The organism is Zhenhengia yiwuensis, assembly GCF_014384995.1.
In the GTDB taxonomy this organism is placed as follows: Bacteria; Bacillota; Clostridia; order Lachnospirales; family Cellulosilyticaceae; genus Zhenhengia; species Zhenhengia yiwuensis.
The window spans coordinates 44,814-61,569 of record NZ_JACRSY010000018.1; the positions used below are offsets into that span (position 1 = coordinate 44,814).

The window sequence follows — 16,756 nt, forward strand, 5'->3', positions numbered from 1 at the left end:
ATACATTCTTTAATCAGTCCTACTTTGATTTATATACACTATGTGATATACTCGACTTGGATAAACTTCAACGCTATCATTCTTTTAACTCTACACTTTGTGTGCATACTATCCTTACCCATTACCTTGCTTTCGACCATCAAGAAAGTACACCTTGTGATTATTATGAACTTTTTATTCCCTTAAAAGCTCTAAGGGATTAAATGCTATTAACCTTAGAGTTACTCCAAAGTTTATGCTCGATAATGATCTAACTATTACTTGAACTTAAAGGGGGTATAAAATATGGATCATACATTAGAACTTGGCCAAGAAAAACTGGGCAAGCTTTTCATTAAATATTCTATTCCAAGCATTATAGGGATGCTTTTCTTCTCTATTTATATTGTTATTGATGGTATTTTTGTAGGGCAAGTTGTCGGTGCTAATGGCCTTGCTGCCATCAATATTGCCATGCCATTTTTCAGTATTGCTATGGCTGTTAGCATTATGGTTTCTTCAGGTGCTAATACAATCGTCGCTATTGAATTAGGACAAGGTAATATAGCTAAGGCACGTCAAACGTTTAGCTTAGCTTTCTATACTTTAATGATTTTATCTACTACAGTGTGTATTCTTACACTGGTTTTTATAGAACCTATCTGCAAGGCATTAGGTGCTACACTAGAGCTTATGCCAATGGTTAAACGTTACTTAGCTGTACTTTGTATTTTTACACCTGTATTTACCGGAAGTGGTCTCTTATCAGGCGGTATCCGTAGTATGGGTAAACCAACCTATTCTATGGTATGTACGGTCATTGGCTCAGTGCTTAATATTATTTTTGACTATCTACTTGTTGTGGTATGGGGCATGGGCGTATTTGGAGCGGCACTAGCTTCTGGACTTGCCTTTATGATTGCCTTTATTGTAGGTTTTGTTGCCTATTTGCCACGCAAAAGTACGCTTCACTTTACAACTTGTAAATTCGATTTTAGAAAAATAGTCCGTTTCTTCTATAACGGTTCATCTGAAGCTTTAACAGAAGTTGCTGTAGCTTTTTCAACTTATATCTTCAATATTGTTCTCCTTATGCGTATTGGTGAAAAAGGCGTATCTGCCTTTTCCATTATTAGTTATGTGACTTCGCTCATCATTGCTGTTCTATTAGGTGTCGCAACAGGCATTGCTCCTATTACAGGCTATAATTATGGTGCAGGTCACAAAGAACGTGTCATTTCCCTTAACAATCTAGCCCTTAAAGTTATGGCTACACTAGGGATTATCTGCACACTAGGTATGTTTATCTTTGGTAAACCTCTTATTCTACTCTTTGCTCCAGGAGACCCGGAACTTATTGAAATGACTGTATGGGCCACTAAACTTTACTCTTTAGCTTTCCTTGTTAATGGTATTAACATTTTAGGTTCTGCTTACTTTACTGCCTTAGAGGATGCCAAAACTTCAGCACTTATTTCTCTCCTACGTGGTATTATCTTAATCTTTATTGGTATTCTGATTCTACCTCAATTCCTTGGTGATGCAGGTATTTGGTTAACTGTATTTTTCAGTGAAATGATTACACTCTTATACACTCGATATCTTTTCCAGAAATCTTATCGTCACCTTAGACAAAAAGCTACTCATTCTTGAGTAGCTTTTTCTTGTTCTTCTTCTATTTCCTGTGTTATCTGAGCAGATTCTGTTTGGGACACTTCCTTATCTGTAAGTTTAGCAATAAGTGCTGGCATTAATACAAGTATACTAATAAATGCTACTATAATAGCAATCTTAATCCATCCCATAGCTATATGCCACTCCACCTTATTTCGCATAGCCCAATCTGGCTGATTTTCTCTCTCAATCATCCAATACTGAAAGCGTTTCATCCACTGAAACCATCTTATTCTCTTGAAAGACGTTGGCTCATAGGGTTTTCCCTTAAACATGTACAATCTAGATGAATTTCTAAAGAAAGGTTTATATAAAATCCACCCCGTCGTTTCCCATTCATCTACAAAATCATATTCATATTCAAGTACCCACCTAACCTTATCTGATTTAATGGTTATCATCTTACTTTTGTGTTTACTTGATAGAAATTCAGAAAAGTGCTTTTCTATCTTTTGCATCTGTGTCGCCACCCTTATATCCCCCTATTTTAGATATATACATACACTATTATACATAATCCCCTACATAATCTACATATTTTTGGCTAAATTCTTAAACTCACAAAGATTAATACATATCTTCTATCACGTATTTTAATTTTCTTACTTAAATATTTTTATATAATGATCTAAATTTATATTTGACTTTCATATAAATTCAGATTATTATTTTATTATATTTTAGATGAATATCTAAAGGAGGATTTATATGAATATCTATAGTTCTTACAAAGATCTAAAAACAGAAAAAGAATATTGGAAACTCTTTGTTGCTAATACCATTAGCAGACTAGGTGATTCTATCGATGCTATTGCTTATAGCTGGATGGCGTATGAAATTACAAATTCTGCTTCTTGGCTCGCTATCATTATGGGCGTAAATGCTATCCCAACTATTCTCTTTCAACCTTTAGTCGGTGCTTTGGTTGAACGTATCAACCAGAAAAAACTTATGGTCCTGACTGATCTTGGACGTGGTCTTATTGTCTTTTTAACAGCACTCTTCCTGATAACGGGTGATCTTACAGCTTGGATTCTTCTCATTTTTACATTCCTTAATTCTACACTTGAAGCTTTCAGAATGCCTGCTGGTATGGCAGTCTATCCTAAAATTATTTCTAAAGAAAAATATACTCTTGCAACCTCTCTTAATCAATCTATTTCCCAAATTGCTCAAATTATAGGTATGGCTGCTGCTGGATTTATTATAGGACTCATAGGTACTGGTGGTGCTATTATGATTGATGCTACTACCTTTATCATTTCTGGTATCATCCTAAGTTTTCTTAACCTTAAGCAATCAACCTCATCTGAAAAAATGGAACTGAGTTTCAAAAACTATGTGATAGATCTCAAAGAAGGCCTTCATTATTTCAAAAGTCATAAACTTGTTTTAGTCATCTGCCTATTAGGAAGCTTAATGAATGTGGTTGTATTTCCTATAGGCTCTTTCCAAGCTGTCTATATTAATGATACTTTAGGGCTTGCAGCCATTGCACTTTCTGTTTCTAGCATTGCCTTTTCCTTAGGTATGGTACTAACTTCTTATCTTTATCCTAAAATGAGTAAACATATTCCCCGCTACAAGCTTTTTCTAGGCTCTTGGGGAATCCTTATGGTTCTTCTTATAGCTCTATCTTTAAATGGACCTCATTTTATACCTACTGTCATCTGGATTATGCTCTTCTTAACATTCTTCCTTAGTGGCTGTTCACTTGCTCTTCTTAATATTTCAGCTAATATATCTTTCATGGAACATGTAGAAGAAAATTATCTAGCTCGTATAGGTGGGTTATTTAATAGTATGGTTATGCTTGCTACGCCTATTGCCTCTTTCTTCTTCGCTCTTATAGCAAAGTTTTTAAATATAAGCCAAATCTTCCTCTTAACAGGTATCAGTGGTATGATACTCTTAATTGTAATGTACTTTAACCAAACATTAAAAAAACTATAAGAGGTGACTTAATTGAATTACATCCTTACTGAAAATACCACGCCTTTACTAGAAGCTTTTCTTCTTTTAGGCAATATTATTAATGACAATAATCCTAAAGAGCAACAAGAAAATTTACTTAAATGCTCTACTCCAGCAGCAACCCAAGTTGCCATGAAACTTGATACCCCTATTAAAGTTTATAACTCTGTAAAAGAACACATAAGCTCAAACTTAGATCGCTTAAACTTCTTTTTTAAAACATGGGAAGACCCTCATACTTCTCTGGCTTCTCTACTTTTTGCCTCTACCTTAGATACTTCTTTTAATGACCAACTTGCAAACTTTAAAGCTTTTTCTTCTGAAGAACGTTTTGAGTTTTTAAAAGGCTGTGTGTTAAGTGTTGGGCTAGATGAAAATATTATTGATAAGAATAACCCCGAATATGACATGATTAAAACTGAAAAAGATCTTTTTAACTGTATTGAAAAAATCAAAGATCTTTCTTATGAACATAAATATCATTTACTTCTGCTTTATTATCATTTTGAGGATTTACTTCAAGAATTACATACCATCCTTCTTGATACACTATCCATTATGGAACCTTTCTTTAGAGAAATGCAGATAACTATTACAGATTTTGTAGAAGATTTTAAAAGAAATTTAACTGAGCATGGTCTTTATTTCTTTGAAAAAGAGTTTGGCATAACGCTTAAATCCGATAAACTTAAAATTTATCCTACTTTTAATGGTTTTAATAATCTTATTCTAGAAAATTTCCTTGGCAGAGGTTCATATGACCATATGTTTCTAGGTATTTATTTATTTGAAATAATACGTCTTAAAAATGATGTCTTTATGGATGAGAAGAATCTAGCGCCTTTTTTAAAAGCCATATCCGACCCTAGTAAACTTGAAATTTTAAAACTTCTAAAATATGAAAAACTCTATGCCAGCCAGTTAGCCGAAAAGCTTCAAATTAGCAACGCAACTATTTCTCATCATGTATCTACTCTCCTTAATCTAAATCTTCTTACGTTTGAGAAAGAGCAAACTAAAATTTACTTTTCTTTAAATAAAGAAAAAGTACAGATTTACTTAACTTTGCTTCAAAGAGTTTTTGAGTAGACCTTGTTTTTTCTAGTACATCCTCGGTATTATGTGTATAATAAGATTTAGTAAAATTAATGACATTAGGAGTATTACTATGGAAAATACATTTTCAACTCTTGGCTTAGACCCATCCCTTATAGAAGGCTTGGCTAAACAAAATATCACAGAGCCTATGCCTATTCAATCGCTTGTTATCCCTACTGCACTTGAAGGTAAAGATCTTATTGCCCAGGCCCACACAGGAAGCGGTAAAACTTTAGCTTTCTTACTACCACTCTTTACAAAGGTGGATACAAAGCAGCGTCAAACACAAGCACTTATTTTAGCACCTACTCACGAGCTTGTTGTTCAAATTCAAGAGCAAATTCGTCTTCTTGCTGAAAATAGTAGTAAAGCTGTAACAAGCCTTACTATTATGGGGGGCATGAATATTGAAAAGCAAATTGAAAAACTTAAGAAAAATAAACCTCATATTATTGTAGGCTCAACAGGTCGTATCCTAGACCTTATGAAAAAGAAAAAGATTACTGCTCATACCATTAAAATGATTGTTTTAGATGAAGCGGATAACCTTCTAGATAAAAATCAAAGTCATCCTATTAAAGATATTTTAAAAACCGTTATGCGTGATACGCAGATTATGCTATTTTCTGCAACGATTAATGACTTTACACTTAAAACAGCTGAAAGCTTACTAAAAGACCCCGTAAGACTTAATGCTTGCGAAGAAACTATTTTAAATCCAAACATTACACATCTTTATACGGTAGTAGAGTTTCGTAAAAAACTAGAGACACTTCGTAAAATGCTTACAACTCAGAATCCAACAAAGTCTCTTGTTTTCCTTAACAATAATCATGAAGTGGAAGTTGCCGTAAATAAACTCGCTTTCCATGATAAAAAGGTTGGTGGCCTTTACGGCAGCCAAACGAAAGAACAACGTAAACAAACACTTGACCAATTTAGAAGTGGTAAACTAAATGTCCTTGTTTCTTCTGATCTTTCTGCACGTGGTCTAGATATTCCAAATATTAGTCACGTCTTTAGCATGGACCTTCCTCCAAGTGCTCATGACTATTTACATCGTGCTGGTCGTAGTGCACGTGGTCATAACAAAGGAACTTCCATTTCTATCTTAACCCCAAAAGATTTAGCAACAGTTAAAGAGTATGAGAAAAAACTAGGTATTCAAATGACTGAACTTTAACTAATCAAGCCTTTTCTATTACACACAAAAGCCTTAGCAAGCTAGAGACCTCTCTAGCCTTGCTAAGGCTTCTTTAATTTATTCTGATAGCATAGTAGCAACCTTTAACCCAAACATCAGGCAAATACATCCTATGACTAAACTTAGTATGGATACCTGCTCTATCTGGGCTACAATTAAAATAGCCACTGGAGAACTTATAACCAGACCTAAAATGGCCCAATAGACAAGTGTTTTTGCCTTTTGGAAAAGAAATTCTATAAGCTTGGCTATTAGAAATATACCCAAGCCTACTCCTATAGCAAAGGGAATAAGCATAATAGCTGATTGTATACATGCTACAAAGTTAAATGTCACTAAATGCTTAATCACCTGATTAATCGTTTCAATAATAGGTAAATAATACCCCATAATGGTTAAGACCATAGATCCACTCACTCCAGGAATCACCATAGTTGCTGATGCTATGATACCTACTACAAACATTTTGATAGAACCTATAAGGCTAAGTTCTAAATCTACCTGTATGTTTTGATCCCCATTTACTAAACTTAGACCTACTACAAGGACAAACATCAAGACAAAAGCTATAATATATCTTATATTGATTTTCTTATTTTTTACATTTTTATAGAGCATAGGCACTGAGCCTAAAATTAAACCTATAAAAAATAGATTAGTTGGCAAAGGATAATTAAGAAAAAGCCATTCTATAATAAAAGATAAACCTATAATGCCTACTACTACCCCTATCCCATATGGAATTAAAGTACGTATGCTTTCTTTAGGTTTCTTAAACAAGTGTGTTACAGCTGAAATAATCTTATCATATATGCCCATAGATACTGCGAGTGTCCCACCGCTTACACCTGGAATAATATTAGCAATTCCTATTATAATACCTTTAAACAATTCTTTTATGAAGTTTAAATTCCCCATCTTACCATCCTTTAGCATTTTATATTTTGTTTTTATTTTTATTTCTAGTACTACATCTATCATTTTCTTTTCCTTAATACAATATGCCTTAGTATTTCTTAACGACTTCTTAGCAACTTGACTATTGGTCTTTTTTTACTCCTATTGTATAATAAAACATTATAATTTTAGAGGTGTCCTCATGCTAAAAGATATGACTTTAAAAGATTTTCTTAAAGATTGTTGCATTACTGTTACTCTCCTTATCATCGCCACTTTTTTTGCTTTCTCTTTTCATATAGCTACTAAAAACTCTCCTAACATTGGAATTATTTATATGCTTGCTATTGTTTTAATTGCAAGGCTAACTTCTGGCTACTGGTTTGGTGTTATAGCTTCTTTAGTAGGTGTTGTCTGCGTCAATTTTCTCTTTACCTACCCTTATCTAGAGCTAAACTTTATACTTACTGGCTATCCTGTTACTTTTCTAGGTATGCTTTCTATCTCTCTACTTACAAGCACAACGACAACACATCTTAAACATCAAGCGCGTATTATTACGGAACGCGAGAAACTTCTTCTTGAAGCAGAGAAAGAAAAGATGAGAGCCAATCTACTTAGAGCCATTTCCCATGATCTCCGTACACCTTTAACCAGTATTATCGGCTCTAGCAGTACCTACCTTGAAAATCATGAAGCTTTATCTAAGGCCCAACAAATAGACCTAGTCCAACATATTTATGAAGATTCTAACTGGCTTTTGAATATGGTAGAAAATCTTCTTTCTGTTACGCGTATACATAATGATTCTGCCTCTGTTACAACTTCTTTAGAACCCATTGAAGAAGTCGTTTCAGAAGCTGTATTTCGTCTAAAAAAAAGGTTGCCTAATGCTCATATTAAAGTCAGTGTACCTGATGAATTTCTCATGATTCCTATGGATGCTATCTTGATTGAACAAGTTATTATTAATCTTCTTGAGAATGCCATTATTCATTCTCATAGTATTAAACCTATTGAATGCTCTGTAGATTATGATGATCATTTTGTGTCTTTTCATATTATTGACCATGGAATTGGCATTCCCGAAAATAAACTATCTAGTCTATTTGATGGCAATTCCTATATGGACACAACGGGTTCTGATATACATAAAGGCATGGGCATCGGCTTATCTATTTGCAAAACCATTATTATAGCCCATGAAGGTATGATCTTCGCATCAAATCATAAAGATGGTGCAAGTTTTACTTTTAAATTACCTAGGGGGAATGAAACCAATGACTTATAAACTTTCTGTATTAGTAATTGAAGATGAAAAAAACATTTGTAATTTTATTGAAACCACCTTACAAACTCAAAACTATAAAGTTTTTAAAAGCTATTCTGCATCAGAAGGCCTCTCCCTCATAACTTCTCAATGCCCTGACCTCATTTTACTAGACCTAGGTCTACCTGATTTAGATGGTATAGAAGTGATTCGTCAAATTCGTACTTGGTCTAATACTCCTATTATTGTTATTTCTGCTCGTAATGTAGAGAAGGAAAAGGTTAAGGCACTGGATTTAGGTGCAGATGATTATATTACGAAGCCTTTTGGAACAGCAGAACTTCTCGCACGCCTACGTACAGCTCTCCGTCATAGTCAAACTACACATCTTTCTTCTAGTACCATTCATACTTTTCGTAACAACGAACTTAAGATGGATTTTAATAGACGTCTTATTATGATTAAAGACGAAGAAATTCATCTTACTCAAGTAGAATATAAAATCGTTTCTCTCCTTGCGAAAAATGCTGGTAAAGTTATGACTTATGATGCTATTATTACAAACATCTGGGGCCCTTATGCCGATACCAATAATCGTATTTTACGTGTGAATATGGCTAATATTCGCCGTAAAATGGAAACGAATCCTGCTGAGCCTAAATATATTTTCACTGAAATAGGTATAGGCTATCGTATGATTGAAGAAGATCCTTGTTAAGATTATGCTAAGAAACCTCCTTTTGAATTGATAAGTACATTTAAGTGGTCTATTATTGTATTGAATTTTCCAACTTTTTACTTATTAAATTTAAGGAGGTTATTTTAATGGAGCCATCCAATGTATTTGTCTGTCTTATGGGCCTTGGGACTGTATTTGTTGGCTTAACCTGCATTATTATTTTGTGCCAAGTTATGAGCTTTCTGTGCATGAGAAGCGAAGCTCATAAGCCTGTTATATCTTCTGAAACACCAGCGCCAAAATCCACTTCTCCCATTCCTAATAGAGGTGAATTTGTAGCTGCTGTATCGAGCGCCATTGCTGAGGATTTAGGTGAAGATGTTTCTGCTATACGTATTATTTCCATAACAAAGCTATAGTTAAGAAAGGTGAGTGCAATATGAAAAAGTATAAAGTTAATGTAAATGGAACCGATTATGAAATTGTTTTAGAAGTCATCAATGAAACAGAATGTCACACTCCTGTAACGCTTACCCCAAATTCTATTTCATCCCCTACTCCTACTGCTACTTCTCGTTCTTACCCTATTAAAAGTCCTATGCCTGGTAATATTTTATCTCTACATATTACACCAGGCAAACCTGTAAAAAAAGGTGAAGTCCTTATGATTTTAGAAGCTATGAAAATGGAAAATGAAATTCTTTCTCCTTGTGATGGCCAAGTAACGACTATTCATGTTACCCAAGGAACTACTGTTGAATCCGGTAGCCTCCTTTGTGTAATAGAATAAAGAAGACTATGCGGGAGGTACATAATCTATGGACGCTGTTATAAATTTTCTAAATCAGACAGGCTTTTCCTTAATTCTTGATTATCCTCAAACTTTAATTATGCTAGGTATTGCCTGTTTTCTTGCCTACTTAGCTATTGTAAAAGGCTTTGAACCCCTTCTTCTTCTGCCTATCGCCTTTGGTATGTTACTAAGCAACTTGCCTGGAGCTGAAATGTTCCACGAGGCACTTTTTGAAGGTGGCAAAGTTCATTGGGATTTATTTGGAGGACAAGGTGATATTATGCCTGGTCTATTAGACTTTCTCTACCTAGGTGTTAAACTAGGTATTTATCCTTGCCTCATCTTCCTAGGCATTGGTGCTATGACTGACTTTGGTCCACTACTTGCCAATCCTAAAAGTTTGCTTCTTGGTGCAGCTGCTCAATTAGGCATCTTCCTCACTTTTGTTGGCGCTAGATATTTAGGCTTTACTCCTGCTGAGGCAGGTTCTATTGGTATTATCGGTGGTGCTGATGGCCCTACTGCGATCTATACAACGACCCGCCTTGCACCCCATCTTCTTGGCCCTATTGCTGTTGCCGCCTACTCTTATATGGCTTTAGTCCCTGTTATTCAACCACCTATTATGAAGCTACTTACTACTAAAGAAGAACGTAAAATTCAAATGCATGAGCTACGCCATGTTTCTAAACGCGAAAAAATCGTGTTTCCTTTTGTTGTCACCATCTTCGTCGCCTTACTTGTTCCATCTGCTACACCTTTAGTAGGCACACTTATGCTTGGTAACCTATTCCGTGAATGCGGCGTAGTAGATCGGTTAAGCCAAACAGCTCAAAATGGTCTGATTAATACCGTTACTATTTTCTTAGGTATTTGTGTTGGTGCAACAGCTACAGCTGATACATTTTTAAGTCTATCTACTATTAAGATTTTAATTATGGGTGTTACAGCCTTTGCACTTGGTACAGCTGGCGGTGTACTCTTAGCCAAATTTATGAATCTCTTTCTTAAAGATAAGATTAATCCACTTATTGGTTCAGCCGGTGTTTCTGCTGTTCCTATGGCGGCAAGGGTCTCTCAAGTCGTAGGACAAAAAGAAAACCCTGGCAATTTCCTACTTATGCATGCTATGGGTCCAAATGTAGCTGGTGTTATCGGTTCTGCTATTGCAGCAGGTGTACTGCTTGCCTTATTTGGTTAATGGAGGGATAAAACATGAAGAAACAAATCTATATAACAGATACAATTTTAAGAGATGCCCATCAATCTCAAGCCGCTACCCGTATGAAACTTGAAGAGATGCTCCCTGCCTGTAAACTACTTGATGAAATGGGCTACTGGTCACTTGAATGCTGGGGGGGTGCTACTTTTGATGCCTGTATGCGCTTTTTAAATGAGGATCCTTGGGAAAGACTACGTACATTAAAAGCTCATTTACCTCATACTAAACTTCAAATGCTTTTAAGAGGACAAAATATATTAGGTTATAAACATTATGCCGATGATGTTGTAGATGCTTTTTGCCGAAAATCTATAGAAAATGGTATTGATGTGGTACGTATTTTTGATGCACTTAATGACATTCGTAATATGGAACGTGCTATGAGAGCAGTTAAAGAATATGGTGGCATCTGCGAAGCCGCTATCAGCTATACTACGAGCCCTTTCCATAATGAAGACTATTTTGTAAAATTAGCTACAACCCTTGAAGAAAAAGGTGCTGATGTGATTTGTATTAAAGATATGGCAAATCTCCTCCTTCCTTTTGATGCCTATAATCTCGTAAAGCGTCTTAAAGAAAATATTTCTGTGCCTATTCATCTTCATACACATAATACAACTGGAACAGGTGACATGACCTACCTCCTCGCTATTCAAGCTGGCGTAGATATTGTAGACTGTGCCCTCTCCCCTCTTGCAAACGGTACTTCTCAACCTACTACAGAATCCTTAGTAGCTACCTTGCAGCATACAGACTATGATACAGGACTTGACCTTTCTAAACTTAGTCAGGCTGCCACTCACTTTAGAGGTGTTGCAAACCGCCTTAAAACAGAAGGTTTCCTAGATTCTAAAGTCCTCTCGGTAGATACTAATACACTCCTTTATCAGGTCCCTGGTGGTATGCTCTCTAACCTTATCTCTCAACTTAAACAAGCAAAAGCTGAAGATAAGTATTATGAAGTCCTTGCAGAAATTCCTCGTGTACGTGAAGACTTCGGTTATCCTCCTCTTGTCACCCCAACAAGCCAAATTGTAGGCTCACAGGCTGTCCTTAACGTCTTATCTGGTGAGCGTTATAAGGTATTTACAAAAGAATCTAAAGGATTGCTCAGAGGAGAGTACGGAAAAGTTCCAGCCCCAGTTAATGAAGTTGTTAGAAAAAAAGCAATAGGCGATGAAGAGGTTATAACCTGTAGACCAGCAGACCTTCTTCCCCCTGAACTTGAAAAGTATAAATTAGAAGCTGGCCTCCTTGCTCATAATGAAGAAGATGTGTTAAGTTATGCGCTCTTTCCTCAAGTAGCTAAATCCTTTTTTGAAAAACGTGAGAGTCCTGCCCCTTTCCTGCATTCAGCGCAAACTCCTCCAACTCATGAGCCTCAAATACGTACGCTCTACGTACAAGATTTATTTCATTAAAAGATAAGGCTATTGCAGTATTCAAATCTGCAATAGCCTTATCTTTTATTTATTGTTTTGACATACCATGTGGATGTCCCATATCTTGTGGGCGACTCATGCCATGTGAATGAGGCATACCTTGTCCATGCCCAGCACCTGTTACTTGCTCTTGTATCCACTCACCATCTTTAAGCTGAATATTATAAGCTTTACCAAAGCCTTTTACAAGTCTCCCATGATGAAGCTCTAACTCAAACATATCAAAATCCAATGTTTTAAGTACTTGTAGCATTTCTTTTCCTTGAACACCTTCAAAGGCTTCCCAAATACTATCTGGTACTTCTTCCATTTTTGTTGCCGTTGCATTAAAAGATACTCTACATCTTGCAAATACTGTTTTTGAAGCTGCTTCATCTTCAATAAGCATAATAGCAATTTTAGGGTTTCTTGAAATATTATAGTAATGCTCTGCTGCTTTACTAATATAGATGTAAATTTTATCTCCTACTTTCGCAAAAGGTGCATAACTGATAAAAGGTTCTCCCATCTCAGTTAATGAACTAATCATAAGAGACTTTTGTTTAAATAATTGTTCCATAAGTCATTCTCCTTAATTTGCTTGTTGCAATATACAGTGTCCTCTACATGTTTTGATAGGGTGAATACGAGGTTTTGAAGTAAGAGGATTAATATCAATATCGCATTGAATATTATAAATTTCTCTTAGTAACTGCTCATTAATGAGCTCACAAGGTGACCCATCCCCTTTAATTTCACCCTTTTTCATAATTACTAGCCTATCGCTATACTCACTAGCTTGGTTCAAATCATGTAAAACCATAATAATTGTCATATTAAATTTTTCATTAATGCTTCTAATAAGCTCCATCAGTTCAAGCTGATGTGAAATATCTAAGTAAGTAGTTGGTTCATCTAAGAGTAAGACTTCTGGCTTTTGAGCAAGAGCCATAGCTAGCCATACTCTTTGTCTTTCTCCTCCGGATAAACCACTTACTAACCTATCCTTATAATCCTTAAGCCCTGTGTGTGTAAGGGCCCAGTCAATAATCGTTTCATCTTCTTTATTTTTTGTTTCAAACCATTTTTTATGCGGCAATCTACCGTAGTAAACAAGTTCCTTAACCGTAATCCCAGCTGGTGCCTCATTATGCTGAGAAAGCATAGCTATTTTACGTGATAAGTTTTTAGTTCCAATAGAATGAATAGGATTATTTTCTATAAGTATGCTTCCTTTCATAGGCTTTAATACTCTAGAAAGGGTTTTAAGAAGCGTTGATTTACCACAACCATTTGGTCCTAATATAGAAACGACTTCACCTTTATGAATATTAAGACTTAAATCCTTAATAACAATTTTTTCATCATAACCAATTTGTATGTGCTCTGCACGAATCATTTAGTACGCTCCTTTCTTTCTAAGTAAATAAAGGAAGAATGGTCCTCCTACAATGGCCATAATAACACCTACTGGAATTTCGATAGAACCTCCTATAGTACGTCCTAACGTATCAGCTATAAGGAGCACTGTACTCCCTAACGCCATACTAAATGGCAAAGTATATTTATGATCATTCCCCATTAACATACGTGCAATATGTGGAACAATAAGGCCTACAAAACTTACAATACCTACAACTGCAGTCGCCGTAGCTGCTAAAAATACTGCAACTGCTGAAATAATTATTCTTGCCCTATGAATATTAAGACCTAAGTTGACAGCTGCCTCATCACCAAGCTGAAGGATATTTGCACTTCTAATAAGGAAAAATGAAGCAATAAGACCTACGATAGAGTAACCTACTAAAGTTTCTACATCGCCCCATGTCTTAGTCGCAAGACTACCATTTAGCCATAACATAGCACTTTGAATACGGTCACTATACATGGTAGAGAAGAAGGAAATAATCCCACCTAAAATTGTATTAACAGCTACCCCTGCAAGTACAATACGGTTAGGCTGAAGTCCTTTCTTCCATGCCATCGCATAAACAAGTATACAGGCAATACTTCCGCCTACGAAAGCAACAATAGGTAAAATACCTGTATGTGCTGGAGAAACAAGTAAGATAATAATAGCACCTACACTTGCACCACTAGATACCCCGGTAATCCCTGGATCAGCCAGTGGATTTTTCATAACAGCCTGTAAAAAAAGCCCTGCTACTGCCAAATTTGCTCCTACTAACACAGCTAATAAGTTACGTGGCAAACGCATCTTAAGTACAATAGTACGTACCATCTGGTTATCCCCTTGAAGAAGTTCATGTATAATCTCGCCAAAACCTAAGTTAACACTCCCAACAGTGGAAAAGAGGATGATTAGTGTAATAAGTAAAATATTGGCTGATATAATCCAAAATAGTTTTTTGTTTTTCATTATTATTCACCATATAAAATGTCACCTAATACTTCAATAGCATCTACAACATGAATATTAGCAGATACCCCAAATATTGTTGGGTCTAGGTCAATGACTCTTCCTTCTTTAACTGCATCTAATGTTGCAAAAGCTGGATTCTTATCAAAAGCTTGGTCAAAAGACTTCTTCGTTTCTTCTAGATTACCATGAGCAAAACGTAAAATATAATCTGGATTACTTGCTACAATCTGTTCCATACTAAAAGGTATATAATCTGATTCTACATTTAAGTCATCTGTAATATTGTTAGCACCTGCAGTATCTACTAAATCACCTAAATAAGAGTTATCTGTAGCTAACATAAAGTTTTCACCACCACCAAATAATACGGCTACTGTTGGGGCTTCCCCTTTTATTTTACTTTTGACAACTTCTTCTACACCTTCTAGCTCGCTAATAAGTGCTTTAGCCTCTTCTTCCTTGCCAATAACCTGACCAAGTTCTTCTATACTTCCTAAGAAGTTTGTATAAGTACTTGTGTTAAAATAGAATGCTTCCATACCAAACTCATTCATACTTTTTTCCACATTTTCTTTAAACATGCTGTCTATAACAACTAAATCTGGATCAAGCGAGGCAATAATTTCAAAGTCTGGACTCATAGCCTGACCAATTTGTGTAACCCCATCATAACGTGTTGGTAAAGTATATTTTGTATTTGGTACACCTACTAAATCTGTTTCAAGCTTATCAAGTACTTGTGTCGCTGCTACTGTAGCTGAAACAATATTCATATCCGTTACAGCTTCATCTTGCTTAGTCTCTTCTTGTTTTGTTTCTTCTTGTTTTGCTACTTCTTGTTTGATTTCTGGCTGAACCTCACTTGATGTGCTACATCCTGTAAAGGCCACAGCACTTATGCAAAGTGTTGCTGCTATATATCTTAACTTCATTTTTATTCTCCTTCTTGTACTCTCATATCATAAAGTAATCTTGAAATATTATTGCCCCAGAAAATGCCCTTAGAAGTAAAGTGATAACTACTTCCTTCTTTTTCTATATAACCTTTTTCAAGCATTTCTAGAAGTGTTTTCTCATACTGAGCTAGGTCAATGTAAACACTTATATCCTCTGGTAAATAACCTTTTTGAAGCGTACCTTTAAAAATAGCTAAATCTCTATAGGCTGGGCTAAAGAGCATACCATTTCTTGCGCCAAAGGTCTTAATACTTTCCTCATATTGATCTAAATTAATGGGATTCATAAGCATAAGGCCACCTACGCTACCTCCTGCGCCTGCACCTAATGGCAGTGTGTCCATACCTTCATGGCGATTCATAACATATTTATACTGGTCACGTGTTACCATCTTTGTAAGTTCTAAGAATCTATAACCTGCTTTTTTCATCTTCTCACTTATGATATCAAAAAATAATGTATCTTGATTAATGCCTTGAGCATCTTCTATAGTGGTAGCTTTCATATCAATAAGTGAATACATAGAGAAACCATCTAACTCCAATGCTATGATTTTATCTAAATCCTCTTCTAAATCCTCTTTAGTCTGACCTGGGTAATTATAAATCAAATCCATGCTTAAAGTTTTAAAGCCCATATCTTTCATTTGCTTTAACTTCTCATAAGCCGTTTCACCACTGCCTATACGTCCCATAAGCTTTCTACCTTCATCATTGAAAGTCTGTACACCTACCGAAAAACGTGTAACCCCTTCTTCTTTAAACATTTGAAGTTTCTCATGTGTTAACTCTGTTACTGTTGTCTCAATAGTAATTTCTACATCTGCACTTAAGTTAAAGTATTCTCTTAATGCACGTAATACTTCTCTTAAAGCCCCTGTATTTAGAGTAGTAGGTGTTCCACCCCCAAAATAAATAGCATCAAAAGTTAAGTTTTTAATATAGTCTAAGTCTTTATAAGCTTTCATCTCTTCTATAAGAAGTGTATGGTAATTCTCTCTTGGTGATTGAAGACTTCTTCTCATGTTGCAGAAACTACAAATCTTACTGCAGAAAGGAACATGTATGTAAATAGTTGCTTTTTTGCTTACAGCTTCATCAGGCAAGGTTACATTTAGAAACTCTGATACTTTTCTTGGGCCTCTTGTATAACGCGCCGCTTCTGCCATAGCACTATGATGCGTCTTGAGTCTTTCTTTAAACATG

The 16,756-nt window shown here is 35.5% G+C and carries 17 protein-coding genes; 10 read left to right on the forward strand and 7 right to left on the reverse strand.

What is annotated here, in order from left to right; genetic code table 11:
- Window positions 1-285: 285 nt before the first annotated feature.
- Entirely contained in the window at window positions 286-1,632 is a 1,347-nt protein-coding gene (locus H8718_RS12040; RefSeq protein ID WP_249333111.1) for an MATE family efflux transporter, read from the forward strand.
- Here the strand turns inward: H8718_RS12040 and H8718_RS12045 are convergent.
- Entirely contained in the window at window positions 1,623-2,123 is a 501-nt protein-coding gene (locus H8718_RS12045; RefSeq protein ID WP_249333112.1) for a hypothetical protein, read from the reverse strand. The genes H8718_RS12040 and H8718_RS12045 overlap by 10 nt on opposite strands.
- Before the next feature lie 238 nt (window positions 2,124-2,361).
- Here H8718_RS12045 and H8718_RS12050 point away from each other — a divergent pair, with 238 nt between their 5' ends.
- The 3 genes from H8718_RS12050 to H8718_RS12060 all read left to right on the forward strand — a co-directional run bounded on the left by H8718_RS12050 (window position 2,362) and on the right by H8718_RS12060 (window position 5,908).
- Complete coding sequence (locus H8718_RS12050; RefSeq protein WP_249333113.1) at window positions 2,362-3,606, forward strand: MFS transporter; 1,245 nt, start codon at window positions 2,362-2,364, stop codon at window positions 3,604-3,606.
- A gap of 12 nt (window positions 3,607-3,618) precedes the next feature.
- On the forward strand, window positions 3,619-4,716 hold the full coding sequence (locus tag H8718_RS12055; RefSeq protein WP_249333114.1) for an ArsR/SmtB family transcription factor: 1,098 nt from the start codon (window positions 3,619-3,621) through the stop codon (window positions 4,714-4,716).
- Window positions 4,717-4,795: 79 nt separating this feature from the next.
- The gene (locus H8718_RS12060; RefSeq protein WP_249333115.1) at window positions 4,796-5,908 is read left to right on the forward strand and encodes a DEAD/DEAH box helicase; all 1,113 of its coding nucleotides are present in this window, start codon (window positions 4,796-4,798) and stop codon (window positions 5,906-5,908) included.
- A 78-nt stretch (window positions 5,909-5,986) separates the two neighbouring features.
- Here the strand turns inward: H8718_RS12060 and H8718_RS12065 are convergent, their stop codons facing one another.
- Entirely contained in the window at window positions 5,987-6,910 is a 924-nt protein-coding gene (locus H8718_RS12065) for a DUF368 domain-containing protein (protein WP_249333116.1), read from the reverse strand.
- Window positions 6,911-7,028: 118 nt separating this feature from the next.
- Between H8718_RS12065 and H8718_RS12070 the strand changes: the two genes are divergently transcribed.
- The 6 genes from H8718_RS12070 to H8718_RS12095 all read left to right on the forward strand — a co-directional run bounded on the left by H8718_RS12070 (window position 7,029) and on the right by H8718_RS12095 (window position 12,211).
- Window positions 7,029-8,117: a sensor histidine kinase gene (locus H8718_RS12070; protein ID WP_249333117.1), complete on the forward strand. Its 1,089-nt coding sequence runs from the start codon at window positions 7,029-7,031 to the stop codon at window positions 8,115-8,117.
- Window positions 8,107-8,814 carry a response regulator gene (locus tag H8718_RS12075; protein ID WP_177668624.1) on the forward strand — a complete coding sequence of 236 codons (708 nt, stop codon included), beginning with the start codon at window positions 8,107-8,109 and terminating at the stop codon, window positions 8,812-8,814. Before H8718_RS12070 ends, H8718_RS12075 begins: the two co-directional genes overlap by 11 nt.
- Window positions 8,815-8,921: 107 nt before the next feature.
- Complete coding sequence (locus tag H8718_RS12080) at window positions 8,922-9,194, forward strand: OadG family protein (RefSeq protein ID WP_177668625.1); 273 nt, start codon at window positions 8,922-8,924, stop codon at window positions 9,192-9,194.
- 20 nt (window positions 9,195-9,214) lie between these two features.
- The gene (locus tag H8718_RS12085; RefSeq protein WP_249333118.1) at window positions 9,215-9,565 is read left to right on the forward strand and encodes an acetyl-CoA carboxylase biotin carboxyl carrier protein subunit; all 351 of its coding nucleotides are present in this window, start codon (window positions 9,215-9,217) and stop codon (window positions 9,563-9,565) included.
- A 28-nt stretch (window positions 9,566-9,593) separates the two neighbouring features.
- The gene (locus H8718_RS12090; RefSeq protein WP_249333119.1) at window positions 9,594-10,769 is read left to right on the forward strand and encodes a sodium ion-translocating decarboxylase subunit beta; all 1,176 of its coding nucleotides are present in this window, start codon (window positions 9,594-9,596) and stop codon (window positions 10,767-10,769) included.
- 14 nt (window positions 10,770-10,783) lie between these two features.
- Complete coding sequence (locus H8718_RS12095; protein WP_249333120.1) at window positions 10,784-12,211, forward strand: oxaloacetate decarboxylase subunit alpha; 1,428 nt, start codon at window positions 10,784-10,786, stop codon at window positions 12,209-12,211.
- 49 nt (window positions 12,212-12,260) lie between these two features.
- Here the strand turns inward: H8718_RS12095 and H8718_RS12100 are convergent, their stop codons facing one another.
- The 5 genes from H8718_RS12100 to H8718_RS12120 are packed head-to-tail and all read right to left on the reverse strand — an operon-like array spanning window position 12,261 to window position 16,755.
- The gene (locus tag H8718_RS12100) at window positions 12,261-12,791 is read right to left on the reverse strand and encodes a HugZ family pyridoxamine 5'-phosphate oxidase (RefSeq protein WP_249333121.1); all 531 of its coding nucleotides are present in this window, start codon (window positions 12,789-12,791) and stop codon (window positions 12,261-12,263) included.
- Window positions 12,792-12,803: 12 nt separating this feature from the next.
- Window positions 12,804-13,610 carry an ABC transporter ATP-binding protein gene (locus H8718_RS12105; RefSeq protein ID WP_249333122.1) on the reverse strand — a complete coding sequence of 269 codons (807 nt, stop codon included), beginning with the start codon at window positions 13,608-13,610 and terminating at the stop codon, window positions 12,804-12,806.
- The gene (locus tag H8718_RS12110) at window positions 13,611-14,591 is read right to left on the reverse strand and encodes a FecCD family ABC transporter permease (RefSeq protein WP_177668637.1); all 981 of its coding nucleotides are present in this window, start codon (window positions 14,589-14,591) and stop codon (window positions 13,611-13,613) included. It abuts the gene before it with no gap.
- Between the two features lie 2 nt (window positions 14,592-14,593).
- A complete protein-coding gene (locus H8718_RS12115; protein WP_177668639.1) occupies window positions 14,594-15,526 on the reverse strand; it encodes an ABC transporter substrate-binding protein in 933 nt (310 codons plus the stop codon).
- Window positions 15,527-15,528: 2 nt separating this feature from the next.
- Window positions 15,529-16,755, reverse strand: coding sequence for a coproporphyrinogen-III oxidase family protein (locus H8718_RS12120; RefSeq protein WP_249333123.1), 1,227 nt, complete (start codon window positions 16,753-16,755; stop codon window positions 15,529-15,531).
- Window position 16,756: the final 1 nt, after the last annotated feature.